13 protein-coding genes are annotated in these 11,604 nt (G+C 57.4%); all 13 read right to left on the bottom strand.

Translation table 11 applies throughout. The annotated features are described in order from the left end of the window. Positions 1-2 precede the first annotated feature (2 nt). The 13 genes from IF654_RS13120 to IF654_RS13060 all read right to left on the bottom strand — a co-directional run bounded on the left by IF654_RS13120 (position 3) and on the right by IF654_RS13060 (position 11,540). Positions 3-1,265 (bottom strand): phage late control D family protein, encoded by a 1,263-nt coding sequence (locus IF654_RS13120; RefSeq protein WP_194862343.1) that lies wholly within the window; start codon positions 1,263-1,265, stop codon positions 3-5. Beyond that, on the bottom strand, positions 1,262-1,702 hold the full coding sequence (locus tag IF654_RS13115) for a phage tail protein (protein ID WP_194862344.1): 441 nt from the start codon (positions 1,700-1,702) through the stop codon (positions 1,262-1,264). Before IF654_RS13115 ends, IF654_RS13120 begins: the two co-directional genes overlap by 4 nt. Before the next feature lie 5 nt (positions 1,703-1,707). Beyond that, the gene (locus IF654_RS13110; protein WP_194862345.1) at positions 1,708-4,290 is read right to left on the bottom strand and encodes a phage tail tape measure protein; all 2,583 of its coding nucleotides are present in this window, start codon (positions 4,288-4,290) and stop codon (positions 1,708-1,710) included. Further along, positions 4,280-4,399: a GpE family phage tail protein gene (locus IF654_RS13105; protein ID WP_194862346.1), complete on the bottom strand. Its 120-nt coding sequence runs from the start codon at positions 4,397-4,399 to the stop codon at positions 4,280-4,282. Before IF654_RS13105 ends, IF654_RS13110 begins: the two co-directional genes overlap by 11 nt. 8 nt (positions 4,400-4,407) lie before the next feature. After that, positions 4,408-4,737, bottom strand: a complete 330-nt coding sequence (locus tag IF654_RS13100) for a phage tail assembly protein (protein WP_094993989.1) — start codon at positions 4,735-4,737, stop codon at positions 4,408-4,410. Positions 4,738-4,786: 49 nt separating this feature from the next. Beyond that, complete coding sequence (locus IF654_RS13095; RefSeq protein ID WP_094993990.1) at positions 4,787-5,302, bottom strand: phage major tail tube protein; 516 nt, start codon at positions 5,300-5,302, stop codon at positions 4,787-4,789. 57 nt (positions 5,303-5,359) lie between these two features. Further along, entirely contained in the window at positions 5,360-6,529 is a 1,170-nt protein-coding gene (locus IF654_RS13090; RefSeq protein WP_194862347.1) for a phage tail sheath protein, read from the bottom strand. A 121-nt stretch (positions 6,530-6,650) separates the two neighbouring features. Beyond that, complete coding sequence (locus IF654_RS13085) at positions 6,651-7,262, bottom strand: tail fiber assembly protein (RefSeq protein WP_194862348.1); 612 nt, start codon at positions 7,260-7,262, stop codon at positions 6,651-6,653. Position 7,263: 1 nt separating this feature from the next. Beyond that, entirely contained in the window at positions 7,264-9,105 is a 1,842-nt protein-coding gene (locus IF654_RS22975; RefSeq protein ID WP_230683703.1) for a phage tail protein, read from the bottom strand. Then, positions 9,102-9,719, bottom strand: coding sequence for a phage tail protein I (locus IF654_RS13075; RefSeq protein WP_194862349.1), 618 nt, complete (start codon positions 9,717-9,719; stop codon positions 9,102-9,104). The genes IF654_RS22975 and IF654_RS13075 overlap by 4 nt, the downstream gene beginning before the upstream one ends. Further along, the gene (locus tag IF654_RS13070; RefSeq protein ID WP_194862350.1) at positions 9,716-10,630 is read right to left on the bottom strand and encodes a baseplate J/gp47 family protein; all 915 of its coding nucleotides are present in this window, start codon (positions 10,628-10,630) and stop codon (positions 9,716-9,718) included. The genes IF654_RS13075 and IF654_RS13070 overlap by 4 nt, the downstream gene beginning before the upstream one ends. After that, positions 10,627-10,971, bottom strand: coding sequence for a GPW/gp25 family protein (locus tag IF654_RS13065; protein WP_097192430.1), 345 nt, complete (start codon positions 10,969-10,971; stop codon positions 10,627-10,629). Before IF654_RS13065 ends, IF654_RS13070 begins: the two co-directional genes overlap by 4 nt. Then, entirely contained in the window at positions 10,968-11,540 is a 573-nt protein-coding gene (locus tag IF654_RS13060) for a phage baseplate assembly protein V (protein ID WP_194862351.1), read from the bottom strand. The genes IF654_RS13065 and IF654_RS13060 overlap by 4 nt, the downstream gene beginning before the upstream one ends. Between the last annotated feature and the right edge of the window lie 64 nt (positions 11,541-11,604).

Raw genomic sequence — 11,604 nt, 5'->3', positions numbered from 1 at the left:
TTTTATAGGATGTTCAATCTCCCATACTCTCTCTCAGCGGCACGTTTTGCGGATTTTTTACTCGCATACAGCCACCGCAGGCGTTTGGGTGCTTTTTGGTCTCCAACGGAAATATTTTTATCCTGCCCGGAATTTTGGTCGCGGTAGTACGCAATAACTCCAGAGTAATCACCCTCATAGTTTTCAGCTAGATCTTCAATTCCGTCTTCCGGCAATTTGCTTTCCAGCTCCAGGCTCATGGTGTAGCCATTGTCAGCGCTGAGGCTGTGGAGCACGTTACCGCCATACCAAATGATTTCGTCGATTTCGTCTTTGACGCCGATCAGGGTGTACGTCAGTTCCGGGATTAAGTCAGGCCGCGCCCGAGCCAAGGTGTAGCTGAGGGTCGCGCTGCCACGTTGCAGGCGGTTGAATTCGGCACGGGCCGCGCGTAATGCGGACTGGCGGTCGCTGTAGGTATGGCGAAGGTCTTTGAGGTTTTCGCCGCCGCCGGCAATGGCCTGCTGCTTTTTGGCGCTGTTGATGTCGTAGAAGTAGGCCCGTACGCCGTCGTAGCTGTCGCGGTCTGCTTGTAGGTAGCGATGCTGGTCGCCGTCTTCGCGGGTAAGGGTGATGTGGGGCAGGGCGATGCCAGTGACTGACCTTCCGCCGCCCGCAGGCAGGCACAGCAGGCAACCGGCTTTGACGCTGGCCACCGCGTCGAATTCTTCACCGAGTCGGCTGATCAGGTTGGCGTCGGATTCGTTGGCCTGGTCGAGTTGCAACAGGTGCAGCCCCGCCAGTTTCTCTGCGATGGCAGATTTCAGTCCGTTGCCCAGCGCAATATCGCGGATCACGTCGCCCAGGGTTTTGTTGCTCCAGCTGCGCTCGCGTTTGATTTTGAAGCTTTTGCGCAAGTCTGCCGATCGGGCGCGCAGGCTGAGTATGTCGGGGGCGCCGCTGTGTTCAATTTCGTCGAAGGTGTAGCTGCCTTTATCCACCAGCCCGGTGTCGCTCCAGCCGATCCAAAGTCGCAACAACGCGCCTTTGGCAGGCATGGCCAGCAAGCCGTCGTGGTCGCTCAGAGTAATGCTCAGTTGATCGGCTTCCAGCCCACGGTTGTCGGTCAGTTCAAGGCTGATCAGGCGCGGGCTGATGATGTGGGCAATGTCTTTACCATCTACGGTGAGACGGAAAGCCGGGATCGGGTACACCGCGTCACGCAGGATGCGATCAGCACTGTTTTGCACGTAACCCACGACGTCTGATAGTGCCGAGTCGATCATAACAAGGCTCGCAAAACACTCACGCCAGCGCTGCTAGCAGCGCCGATCAGGTCGAGCTGATCGTCGTCTATACGTTTCAGGGTGAGGGTGAACTCAATGCGACGCGGTGTGCCGTCGCGGAAAAACACAGTTTTGGTTTCGCTCAGGCTTTCGATCACCCACAGGCCGTAAATGCGCCCGCTGCCCTCGATCATCGGCCATGCCTTGCCAGTGTTGGCCATCAGCCGTAACGCGTCGAGGCTCAGTGTTGTGCCAGCCAGTTCAGGGAAAATGATGCCGGGTAGGGTGATGCTGTCGTCACCTCGGCCAACAAATTGTCGTGCAGGCGCAGCGCCTACCCGGCTGTTGCTGGGGTGGCGCCATTCGGTTTGGCGTTGCAGCTCCTGATAAGCCAGCGTCGAGAGGCTGAACACGAACATGCCCAAGGCAAGCATCATAGCGATTACTCCAGGTCACCCAACTTGCTGCGCATGCGCACAGCTTTTTCGCTCTTGATGCGGCTCAGTTCGGCGCGCACGGCTCGGGCGATGGCTTGGGCATCCATGTTGGGCGTGGGGTGGATGTTGATTTCGTAGTGGTCGTTGCTGTCGTAGGTGGTCGGCGCGGGCGGAGTGATCGGTGGACGCATATCAACGGCCAGCGCAGGGGTGCTGAGTGTGCCGAGGGCGAGTACACCGGTTGCCGCTAGTTGTTTGCCGAGCTGGCTGATGGCGTTCAGTGGGCCTTTGCCACCCTCGACCAGACCTTGCGTCAGGCCCGCAATCGTGAAGCTGCCCAACTGCGCAAACACCCGCGAGGGGCTATGGATATCGAGCTTTTTCTTGAACCAGCCAATGGTCGAGTCGCCGATGTTGTTGATGGCGTCTTTGACCTTGCCCAAGCCTGCATAAAGCCCGTTGATCAGACCGTTGACGATCATGCTGCCTAACTCGGTAAAACGGTTGGGTAGATTGATTCCCAAATAGCTCAGTACACCGGCAAAGGCCTGGTAGATCAGCCCGATAGGGCTGAAGTTGGCCAGCACCGTCAGGATGCCGCCAATGCCGCCGTCAAATCCCGCTTTGATTTCTTTCCAGGAACTGTCGAAGTAACCTTTAACCGCATCCCAGTTTTTGTAGATCAGGTAGGCGCCTAGGGCCAAGGCGGCAACAACGGCGGCTATGATGAGGACAATTGGATTGGCTGCCAGTGCCCACAGCGCCATACCAACTGTGCGAAGTGCGGCGATCAGTGGGCCGATCATAGCGCGGCTCAGCATCAGAAGGCCGGAACCGAAGCTTCTCAGCAGACCTATCAAGCCAGGAATTCGAATGCCTACGGTTGCCAGCAGAAAGCGTAGAGCAACGAAGGGCCCAAGAATTCCTGCAATGCCGATGGTGAGCGTTCCGAGGGTGGCCATTAAAACCGAGAAGCTACCAATTGTGATGACAATGGCTTTGCTTACGGCAGGATTCTCTTTTAGAAACTCGCCGACACCGTGAAGTAACTGGCTTAGGTCAGATGCCATTTCACGTAACCAAGGGCTATTTTTGTCAAAAAGCTCCACTGATATATTTTCTAAGGCGGCATGGAGCATTGTCATATCGCCTTTGAGATTATCGAGCTGTGTTGCTGCAACACGAGCTGCCTCGCCGTCTGAACTGTTCAGGCTCTCGCGCATGGTTTGAAACTGTCCAGTTTCAACTGAACGCATCAGAGTACCGAAGCTGGTGACGGCGTACTGGCCTGCAATATCTTTAAAAATTGCACCGCGTTGGACGTTGCCCAAGCTTTTCGTTTTGAGGTTGATGTCTTTGAGGATATCGAGCATGTCCCGCATGTTGCCGGAATTATCCTGAGTTTTTATGCCCAGTTTAGCCACGGCCTTTGAGGTGCCTATCCGGGTGAGTACAGAGCGCATGGCAGTACCGGCCATACTTCCTTGAACCCCTGCGTTGCCAAGCAGGGCGGTGGCTGCGGTGACTGTTTCAAGGGTTTGCCCGTACTCACGGCCTACCCCGGCGCTATATTTCAGGGAGTCGCCAAGCATGCGGATATCGACGTTGTTTCGGGTAAATGCAGCGGTCAGAACATCAGCGACTTTACCCATTTTTTCGGCGGGAATACCCATCGCTGTTTGAATGTTCGAGGCAATATCGGCGGTATCGCCCAGCTCCATATCACCTGCGGCTGCCAGGTTAAGCATGCCAGGTATTGCCCCCAAAATTTGCTGCGGGTTGTAGCCTGTTCTACCCAAGAAATACTGACCTTGCGCAACTTCGCTGTCTGTGAACTTGCTGCTCAAGGGGAGTGTTCTGGCTTGATTGCGGAGCGCGAGCATAGCCTCACTGTTTTTGTCTGCAACACGTGTTACGGCTTGGGTGGAAGACATAATCGCGTCAAAGTTGTAGCCGACACGAAGCATGGATTGAAGCTTTTCCCCGGTATACATCCCGGTGGCACGTGCGGCCATACCCGTGCCGCCAATAGCTGCGGCTGTTTGCACGCCCTTGCTGTAATTATTTCTGGCGCGTTTCTGTCGTTCTTGCTGCGCGCCCAGTCGTCTGAGACGTTCCGTTTGCGCAGCCAGGGCGGCATTAGCAGCTACTGTCTGAGCACGTAAGTCGCGTTCGTGGCGGGACAGATTTTTAGTGCTGATCCCGGCCGTGTTAAGCCGAGTGCGCAATGTTTGCAGTTGCACACTCTGTTGTTGGTGCTGTCGTTTTAAGTTGCTGGCATTGCGTACTGCTCGTTTGAACTCATTGCTCAAGGCTTTGGTTGGCGTGCCTGTAGCTCGAATTTGCTGGCTTAGTGCTTTGACCTTTTCGCGTGCTGCATTGAGGACTTCCCCCGTTTGCTTAGCCGCAGCGCTTTGAGTGCGCCATGCCCCTACGTCTTTTTGCTGGTTGTTGAGTTCTTTTAAGCGATCACGAGTGACCTTTAACTTTTTTGCCGTCCCGGTGCTTCCGACCATAATGCGTTTGAGCGGGCCAGTGACTTTGTCGATGGCGGTGAGGAGTACCCTAAGTCTTAAATCATTCGCCATCAGTGGAACTCCGCAGCCTGGCGCGCTCGCGCCAGTCCATCAGTTCTTGCAGACCCAACTGATCCATATCAGTCGGTGCCCAGTGAAAAACCACAGCCAGATCAGCCATAGCGTCTTCTACGCAACGAGGTACACATCCGCCTTCGCCGACTTCTGCAACAAAAAACTGGCGATCTTGCTACCGATGGCCAGCAAGTCGGCCGGGTCCATGCCTGCCGCTTCGGGGGCGGTGATGCCGGGGCTGCTGATGCGCGGAATCACTTTGATCAGGCTCGACACGTCCATGTTCAGCAGGTCGATCAGCAACACGCCGCGCAGCTCACCTGACGAAGGTTTGCGCAGGGTGATATTGGCGATTTCGGTGTTGCCGCGCTTGATCGGCTGGTCGAGGGTGACGCAGTTGTCGTCGGCAGCGGGCAGGGTTTCAGCTGTGTCAGAGGTGTTCATGTGTGGCTCCAGGTGATGACGTTAACGAGGATGGGTGACGGAACTCGGATCAAATGCCCAAGGCGCTACGTTGTTTTTCCAGCATGTCCACGCCGTTGACCTTCTCGATAAAGTTGAGCAGGTCGATTTCGATGATTTCCTCGTTATCGACGGTCAGCTTGTAGTAGGTACAGGTAGTTTTCATGCTGTGCTCGGTGTCTTCGCCGGGTTTGGCATCGCCCATTTCGATGGACTCGTGTCGACCGCGCACAACGATTTCCACAGTGCTGGTTTCGCCTGTGTCGTCTTGCTGAAACGGGCCGGAGAAGCGCAGGGCAACGGCGGATGCGTTGACGGCGCCGAACTGTTTGAGGGAGATCAAATCAAGGCCGCCGGTTTTCCAGTCGAACTGGATGCCGTCGTCGGACATGCCCAGATCGGCCTTGACCGTGCCATTCATGCCGCCGCCACGATAGCCTTCCATCTTGCGGGCCAGAGGCGGCAAGGTGACGGACTTGGCCACGCCGAGGTAACTGTTGCCGTCGTTGAACAGGTTTATGTTTTTGAGTTTGCGAGGTAAGGCCATGGCGCGGTTCTCCGGTGAGCAGGCGCGGGGCTGACTCCCCTTACGGGGAGGGCCGGTTTAACGGTTGATCTTGCTGGCGAAGTCGATCAGGTAGCGGTCGGTGATACGTTGGCGCAGGGTCAGGTCTTCCAGCGGCGGTACCGGTGTGTAGTCGTAATCGAGGTAGAGCTTGCCGGCCTTGAGGGTGTCTTTTTCGTTGATGTCGTCCGGGAACCAGCAACTGCCGCCGATCAAGTAGCCCTGCGAGATCAGCTCGCGGAACTTGGCGTTGATCCCTTCAACAATGTCGCGCACCAGGGACGCGTGCATCGGTTTATCAACTGCCCACATGTGTGCTTCGGCGATGGTGTCGGCGAGGATTTGCGCGGTGCGGGTGTAGTTCTCAAAGGCAAATAGCGGGTCATCGGAACACGTTCGGCTGCCCCAAAAGCGGTATCCGCCTTCATTGATCAGCGTGGTGACTTCGTTGCTGTTGAGGTAATTGGCATCGGTGGCCGGGTTTTGCAGGTCCCAGAACACGTCGGCACTGATGCCGGTCACGCCGTTGACGGGGACGTTGGACAGGGTTTTATGCCAGCCAATTTCCTGATCGATCTTGGCGCGTAAACCCAAGGCTCGGGCCACAGCTGACGCGACGGTGGTTTTGCTGGTGGTGGTATCGAAGTTCATGAAGTCCGGCCAGATGACCATCATTTCGCGGGCGCCGAAGTTTTCGCGGTAGGCAACCACTTCCTCTTTGGTTTTGCAGTCCCACGCGCTGACGTAGGCGAATGCGCGTAGCTGCTGGGCAATGCTCGCCAGTGCGGTGGCCACCGGCAAGCTGTCCAGCCCCGGCACGCCGAGAATGCGCGGCACCATGCCCAAGCGAGCCTTGGCTGCGAGCAGGGCTTTCATGCCGGTGTATTTGCCGTCGGCGGTGGTGGTGCCGATAAGCGCGCTGGTGGTTTCGGCTTCGTCGGCGCCTTCCTTGACCCGCACCACGATGGTGTAGGGCTTGGTCTGGTCAGCGATGGCCTGCAAGCTGGCGGCGAGGGTGCCTTTGACCCCAGCTTTGCCAACAGCCGTTTGCACGTTGGTGATGAGTACCGGGGTGTCCAAAGGAAAGAACGCCGCGTCCGCGTCTTCGGCGGTACAGACCATACCGATAACGGCGGTGGGGATAGTGCGAATGGGGCGGGTGCCGTCGTTGAGTTCGATGACCCGCACGCCGTGAAGATAATCGGCCATGGGTGGTGCCTGCGCAGTGGGATGACACTGCACAGGCTGCCGCGCGCGCGGCGGTTGGGCGAGCAGGTGGGCTTGTACGAGGTGCGCCTACAGGGAGCCGCAGACGTAGCCGTTCCGAGGCTTAGTCGATGACTGTATCCAGCCATTCAGGCGTTACAGGTTGATACTTCTTGGCTGGAAAGTGCCGGGTTTGTGGCCAGTCTCTCAAGGCCATACGAAATACCTGGAGTTCTCTGTATTGCTCAGCTGTCAGGCTGGTGGCGCGGCCTGATTCAGTTTCGTCCCGATGACGAACCACCAAAGTGTCGGTGCTCAATAACAGACGGTCACGCCATTGGCGCTGCCTCTCGCTTTGCTGCTCGATAGTGGCTGTAGGCGGATCAATGAGGCAAGGCGTACCCTCTGCATTAAGGGCGATGACTTTGCCCATTTCTGTGGCCGCAGACAGTTCAAGGTACTGAGCCTCACTCAGGATGATCAGTTCGTCTTCTGGCGGTAACAGGCAGTTTGGGTTTTGCACCGTGATTTGTGGTGCAACGGCTTGCCAGTCAGGCGTCTCGATCAGTGGCGGTGAAGCGCTCAGATTGCCCGACTCTGGTTGCCAGTCCGGGTCTGGCATGAACAGCGTAGGTCTTACCCATTCTGGGTCTGCCACATCGATCTGACGCGGGCCAAAGGCCGAATCGCAGTAAAAATTCAATCGGCCTCGGTGCAAGTAGTAGATATCAGTCATGTCAGTTCCCCCATGCCTCCCAGTAACAAGGCCCTACGCCGTCATTACCGTTCACGATTGTGAAGCTTGATCGTGTGACGTCTTTAACGCTGTAGTTGCCAGTAGCGCTGGCTTTCATTTCTGCAATCTGTATGAAGTTGACGCCGAAAATGGCGTTCGGGAAGGTCATTGGCAACGCCACGGTAACCGCCACGTCTTGGCCTACCGTGCCCGTGACTCCCCACATACGCAGGCGGCCGGTATCTGCGCAGCGCCACCACCCTGTAGAGCCCATGCTGCCGGTATTTTTAGGCGCGTTGCCCGAGTGCCACAGCGTGTGGGCATTGGCCCCCATGGAGAGTCCGCCAACCTTGAACTGGTTGTCGGTGTCCAATCCAAGGTAGGCTCCAAAAGCGCCACGGCGATGAAATAAAATGACGGCCGATGCGGCGCTATTGGCTTCGTTATGCACCTCTAATGATCCGGTCTCGCGGGTCATCGAAGCGATGTAGGGCGAATTTCCTGACCCGCAGCGCAGATTGGTGCCGCTGGCCAGTGACTGGTTCAGTTTGATGAACTGGCCGGGAGGGTATTTGGCGACGTCCCACAGAGCCCCACGTCCGTTGAAAGCATCCCCGGTAACAAAGTCGACGGAGAACACCTCTTTGGATTCGCTGCCGTAGTAGCCGATGTAACGCAACCGCTGTTGGTAGACATTGAGCGAGCCCGTACCTTCGGCAGATTTGAAACTCAATGAAGGACTGCTTGTGGTACTACCGGTTAGCGTGAGTGCGCCCGTCATGGCATCACCATTTCGCTTTACGCGCTTGCTCAGTTCATCATTAACAGTGGCCGCAAAATTTGGATCGTTTCCCAACGCAGCAGCCAATTCGTTCAGCGTATCCAGTGCCTCCGGAGACGCATCGACCAACTCTGCAATAGCGTTTGCAATAGCCTCACCCGTTTGGGTTTTGGTATATGCATCACTGATGCGATAGCCAGCCAGTGTCGTAGCCCATTCAGCTTTAGTAGCCAAAGCGGCAACCATGGCCGTAGCGTCTGCTTTGGTCGCGGGATTGAAATTGGACGTGTTCCAATAATTTGAGGGCGGGTACGTCACTACATCCCAGAGCGTGCCCCGAGCGTTGGCAACGTGTCCCGAGTTGAAGTCTAGGGAGAATAATTGCTTGGACTCCGCACCGTAATAACCGATATAGCGCAGCACTTTGTTGTTTAGGCTGAAACCGCCAATCCCCGACGGTTCACGCCAACTTAGCGCGGGAGAAACGTTTGTGCCGTTTGAGAAGACCAGCCCGCCGGTCATCTCGTCCCCGGAGCGCGACACCTTTTTGGCGAGCGCATTGTTTGTTTCAGTGGTGCTGTGAGCGATGCTGTCATCCACATACTGCCGGGTCGCCAGCACCACACTCGGATCAATCTTCAGCGTCACATTGGCCGCACTGGTCACGATGAAGTTCATCCGCACCACTTGGGTCTTGCCGCTGCCTTGAGCCAGCAACGGCTTGAAGCTCGGCGCGCAGTTAGCGACAGCTACCAGATCACCGTCTGCGTCATACAGACCAATTTCACGAATCCACCAACCGCCGACATTTTCCGGGATCACCTGTTCGGCAATGATTACGTTGGTGTTTTTCGGATCGACCTTGACCTGATTCAGCGGGGCGCGGTTTCGCTCATTGACCAGCTTGGTCTGTAAGCGATTCGGAATCGGATCCGTGCCATTGGCATCGCCCACGCCCATTTTCGAGAACGTCCAGGGAATGCCGAGGGCATCGGCGTTGGCTTGTTTGGCTTCCCCTACGGCGGTGAGGATCGCCATAAACTGGCTGTTTTGATCAATCATAAGTAAACGTCCAGGGTTTCGATGTGGTGTTCGCGGCCAGATGAGCCGAAGTGACCGGTGACCTCAATGTCACGCTGAGCTGGTGGGTAAACGTCGATTTCGTCGCCCTCATACAGCGCGGCAAATACGTTGATATGTCCGGTGCTTTCCAAACTGATGGCGAGGCCGGTCAAGTGACGGCTGACGGGTTTGGCGTCATCGATGAGAAAGGTCAGCTCCTGATACATCTCTTCGGTGATGCCGGTGTCGAGCACACCGACCTTTAGTGCGAAAGTGCCCGGTACGCCTTCGGGGACGGTTTGCCACCACTCGACGACCTCGATCAGATAACCCAGAGGCTCGACCACACGGCGCAGCGCGCCGATGGTGCCTTTACGCGAATGGATGACGTACGATGCCCGGATCGCCGCGCGTTTAGTGCTTTCCAGCCATTTGCTGTCCCAGCGATCGACCGACAACGACCACGCCAGATACGGCAGCAACTCGGCGGGGCAAGTGTCGGGGTTCCACAACTGGCGCAATGGCACCGGCACCCGCTGGATCTGCGCGAACGCCTGCGCTGCCTGACGTTCCAGGTCGCTGGCATTGCGTGGCAGCAACGACGGGCTGGTCACGGCTCAACGCCTAACGTCAGCGCAACCGAGGTACAAAAGGGCGCTTGATAGGGCGTGGCACGAATGTCTTGCCAGTTATCCAGCGCGACCCTGCGCACACCTTCCACATGCAGTGCGGCGTGAACGGCTGACTCTGACACTTCCATGCCCAAACGACGGCGCTGATGCACGTAAGCCAGCAGGCGTTTTTCTGCGGCGACAAGGATCGGCTCAGATTCGGGACCACTGCTGGTCAGGTACAGCGTTGCCTTGACTTGGTAGCGGATGACTTGTGCGGTTTGTACTGTCAGGCGATCCGCCACCGGGCGTCGGTCATCATCGCTGAGATATGCCAGCACGGTTTTCAACAATGCGGCACTCGCCGTGCCGTCCCCGAGCAACGCTTGCACCGTCACCACCACGGCGGCGGGCGTGGGGCTTTCAGCGGTGGCATCACCCACCTGACCATCGGCGGCACGGGCGTGAATGATGTAGCTGTTACGCGGGCCTGCGGTGCTCAAACCTTCCCACGCCATCTGCGCTCGCTCGCGCAGGCTGTCGTCACTCTCCATCACGCGGGCGACAGGCGGGTTCGCGTTGGGCTTACCTTCCTGAATCACCAGCCGCTTGACGTTGAAATTGGCCGCGAGGTTGTCCAGGTCATAGTTGGTGGCCAGTGACAGCATGTTTGCCACCGCCGCTTCATTCACCCGTTGCCGCCAGAGGGTTTCGCGGTAGGCGTTCTCTTCCAGGAGCTTGGTCAGCGGCTCCGATTCCAGATTCAGCCGTGCTGCGATTTCGGCCTGCTGCTCAACCGGCCATAGACTGACGGCGTGAGCTTTGCGCTCGGCAAGGATTTGCTCGTAGTCGATTTGTTGCACGATTTGCGGCGTCGGCAACAGGCTGAGGTCGATGGCCGCGAAGGTATTCATACGCCGCCTCCCAGTTGCAAGGGCAGGCTCATGTTCAGCGCCTGATTGCGGTCGAGGATGCGACCTTCAATATCAATCACCACCTGGCCTTGCAACGTAGCACCGTGCAGTTGCACGCGGGTGACGCTGACCCGTGGTTCCCAGCGCATAATCGCCATCACACTGGCGGCATAAACCCGCAATCGCGTGACGTCGTTGAACGGTTGATCCACCAGCTCGGGCAGCAAACTGCCGTATTCACGGCGCATCACACGGGTGCCGAGGCGGGTGGTCAGAATGTCGCTGATGGATTGGCCGATATGCTCGACTGTGCTGATCGTGGCACCCGTTTCACGGTTCATTGCGGCGCCCCCGTTACAGAACCACCGGGCATCACGCCGCCGTGGGTGTGTTTGACCAAGCTGATGCCTGCGGCCAGCACATCGTCGGATACGGTAACTGTGCCGGTGACGATTTGATTGCCGGTTTGGGTGTAATCGCCCCGGTGCGTTATCGGGCCGACAATGGTGATGCCGCCTGTGCTGACCAGATTGGTCGTACCGCCTTCGGCCAATACCGCATTTAAATGGTGGGCCACGCTGTCGTACTCGATCATCGTGCCGTCGCGGTAGGTGCGGCGGTGCAAACCTTCGCGCTCCCCGTTGGCCTGGTTCTCGGTGCTGTAGATGCCGGTGAGGGCTATGCCATTGGCGAGCTGACCAGAGGGGCTGAACAGGATTACTTGTTCGTCGATGGTGGGCGGGTCCCACTCCTGATCAGATCCGGCGCGCATGGCGAGCCACGGCAGCCAACCGGTTAGCAGTTCGCCGGTTTTTACACGTACACGGGGTGGGTTCATCTGAGTTTCGGCAATGGTGCCGAAGCGGATGAGATTTTCGAGCATGCGGGCTAGGGCGGGGAGGTTGTTCATGACTCAGATGGTGGCTTGATGAGGTTCAGCGAGCAGCAGCGGCAGGTTGTACTGAGCTGACCTA

This window comes from Pseudomonas lundensis (assembly GCF_015377145.2).
Classification (GTDB): Bacteria; Pseudomonadota; Gammaproteobacteria; order Pseudomonadales; family Pseudomonadaceae; genus Aquipseudomonas; species Aquipseudomonas lundensis.
This window is presented reverse-complemented; position numbering and strand designations above follow the sequence as displayed.